Here is a 2,488-nt window from a genome sequence, read left to right on the forward strand (position 1 = left end):
CTCGACGGTGGTGACCTCGCTGCCGTCGAGGGTCACGGCGAGCAGCAGACAGCTGTTGAGGCGGCGGCCGTCGACCAGCACGGTGCAGGCACCGCACTGGCCGTGGTCGCAGCCCTTCTTGGACCCGGTGAGGTCCAGGTCCTCACGCAGCAGGTCCAGCAGGACGCGCCGGTGGTCGACGCGCAGGGTGTGGGGTTTGCCGTTGACGCGGAGGGTGACCTCGGAGTCGTGGCCGGGCCGGGAGCATGCGCTGGTCATGTCGGGGACGACCTTCCGGACGGACGGTGGAGCCGTGCAGACCGCGTATCCAGGTCGCGGCGGGCTCACACGTGCGGACGGCCGTCCCCTTCGGTCACGGGTAGCGGACGAGGTCGGCGACGTTGGTGGTGGCGTTCGACGGGCCTCCGGTGTCGTTGACGACGTGGCTGATGGTGCCGGTGCCGCCGAGGGAGACGGTCACCATGCTGGTGAAGCGGACGTTCGGGTTCTCCGGCGCCTCGATGGCGCGGGCGGCCGTCACGCCCGGGTCGACGTTGAAGTAGCAGTAGCTGCCGAGGCCGTACGCCTGGTGGCTGGTGACGGAGGCGGCGACCTTGTAGGCGGGGTAGCCCCGGGTGGAGCCGTTCATCCAGGCGGCCTGGTTCGGCGGGTCGTACGGCATCTCGTTCTGGAAGAAGTAGGTACGGCCGCCGTTGCCGTTCCAGACGGTCTGGTCCTTCTGGAAGTGCTCGACGAACAGCCCGTACATGGTCACGTCGTCGCCGTTCACGACCAGGCCGGTGTCGGCGGTGTTGCTGGTCCAGCCGACGCCGCTGCCGTGGTCGGCGCGCCAGATCCACAGGTGGTCGCCGATGACGTCGTCGCTGTTGACGACGAGGCTGGTGGCCGCCTTGCCGACGCCGGCGCCGCCGACGCGGAAGTACACGTCGTGCAGGGAGGTCGGATCGGCCGCGTGGGAGGCGGTGGAGCCGGCCGGCCCGACCTCGACCAGGGTCTTCGAGCTGGTGGTGCCGGCGTCGAAGAGCAGGCCGGCGATCTTCACACCGTCGACGTCGGCGACGGACATCGCGGTGATGCCGTTGTCCGGGACGAAGGTGGCGAGGCCGAGGCCGAGGACGACGGTGTCCGGGCGGGTCACCTTCAGGGTCTGGTCGAGGTGGTAGACGCCGGGGGTGACGAGCAGGTTCTGGCCGGCCGCCAGGGCCGCGTTGAGCTGGGCGGCGGTGGCGCCGGGCTTGACGATGTGGAACCGGCTCAGCGGCAGCGAGGTGCCGGCCGGCCGGCCGCCCGCCCAGCCGGTGGCGGTCGAGTCGGTGCGCACGGAGGGCACGAACACCTGGTAGGCCCCGGAGCCGTCGACGTACAGGAACGGCTTCTCCCGGGTGACCGGGCTCCGGGTGACGGTGGTGTACGGCGGCTTCGGGAAGCTGGTGGCGGGGACGCCCTGGCTGCCGACGAACACCATGTTCCAGTTGGCCCCGGTCCAGCCGCCGAGCTGGGAGTTGCGGGTGATCCACTGCTGCTGCGAACCGGAGTTCACCTGTCCGTCGATCTTGCTGTCGGCGAGGTAGCCGCCGGAGGACCAGCCGCCGTCGTCCAGGGCGAGGTTGCCGCGCAGGTGCATCCGGCGGTACGCCGCCGCCTGCGAGACCGCCCAGCGGTCGGCGCCGCCGGTGGGGTTGACCGACAGGTTCTCGGCGCCGCGCCAGAAGTTCTGGGTGGCGTTGCCCTGGAACCAGTCGGCCTCGGCGTGCACGGCACCGTCGATCGTCACCGCGTCCGGGGTCAGGCCGAGGCCGAGCACCTGGGTGTAGAAGCCGACGTCGACGTTCGCGTCGTAGGCGCCGGGCTTGAACAGGACGGCGTGGCGCTGGGGGCCGAACTGGTTGGTCTCCTGCTGCTCGAAGATGGTGTCCAGCTTGCTCTGGATGGCGGACGAGGACATCGACGGGTCGAAGACGACGACGTTCGGGCCGAGGTCCGGGTTGCTCGCCGACGGGGTCACGGGGACCACCTGGAAGCGCTGGGCGGCGCTGCCGTTGCAGGTGTACTGCACGAACTGCACGCTGTCGGCGAGCGAGGCACCGGGGTCGTCCAGGCACTTGCCGCTGTGCCGGTTGACGAAGTGGAAGGCGCCGCCGCCGTCGTCCACGGGCAGCCACTGCTGGTTGGCGCCGCCGCCGTAACTCCACAGGTGGACCGGGGCGTTGTCGGCCGTGGACACGTCGGCGACATCGGCCACCCGGCCGGTGTCGTTGCGGTTCGCGATGCGGACGTAGCCGTCGCCGGCGTCGGTGAAGCTCCACTGCTGGGCCGTGCTGCCGTTGCACGCGTACTGCTGTACGACGGTGCCGTTGGCGGTGGCGGCGGCCCTGGCGTCCAGACACCTGCCGCTCGCGGCGTTCACGACCGTGGCGAAGCCGGTGGGCAGGGCGGCTGCCCCGGCGGTGGCGGCCGGCGCGGGGGACGCGGTGAGCAGGGCGGCGGC

The 2,488-nt window shown here is 71.3% G+C and carries 2 protein-coding genes; both read right to left on the reverse strand.

What is annotated here, in order from left to right; translation table 11 throughout:
* Nucleotides 1–258, reverse strand: a 258-nt coding sequence (locus tag CCN44_RS38890) for a 2Fe-2S iron-sulfur cluster-binding protein (RefSeq protein ID WP_143650336.1), incomplete at its 3' end; no start/stop codon positions are given.
* A 94-nt stretch (nucleotides 259–352) separates the two neighbouring features.
* A partial coding sequence (locus tag CCN44_RS38895) for an RICIN domain-containing protein (protein WP_244204042.1) occupies nucleotides 353–2,488 on the reverse strand: 2,136 nt, incomplete at its 5' end.

Origin of the sequence: Streptomyces tricolor, from assembly GCF_002155905.1 — a bacterium.
GTDB lineage: Bacteria > Actinomycetota > Actinomycetes > Streptomycetales > Streptomycetaceae > Streptomyces > Streptomyces tricolor.